Source organism: Psychrobacter sp. TB55-MNA-CIBAN-0194 (assembly GCF_040309505.1).
GTDB lineage: Bacteria > Pseudomonadota > Gammaproteobacteria > Pseudomonadales > Moraxellaceae > Psychrobacter > Psychrobacter fozii.
This window is the reverse complement of record NZ_JBEOOW010000581.1, coordinates 1-251: the sequence shown is the minus strand read 5'-3', so window position 1 is coordinate 251 and position 251 is coordinate 1. Positions and strand designations below refer to the sequence as shown.

Here is a 251-nt window from a genome sequence, read left to right as displayed (position 1 = left end):
CGCACAGCCATATGATAACTCTATGACTGCCGATGCAATCAAAAAACGTCTCGCACCGATTGGTGCTGTATACCTTGAGGGTGACAAAGTGGCCGCTCCTGCAGCCCCTACTGGCCCACGTTCTGGCGAGCAAGTATATCAAGCTTCATGTTTTGCGTGTCACGGTACTGGTGCGTTAGGCGCACCTAAATCGGCTGATGATTGGTCACCTCGCCTTGCTAAAGGTAATGATGTATTACTCGATCACGCAC

The 251-nt window shown here is 51.0% G+C and carries 1 protein-coding gene; it reads left to right on the top strand.

The window, feature by feature from the left end; genetic code table 11:
* Nucleotides 1-22: 22 nt before the first annotated feature.
* On the top strand, nt 23-251 hold a 229-nt coding region (locus AAEY75_RS16355), incomplete at its 3' end, for a c-type cytochrome (protein WP_352260209.1).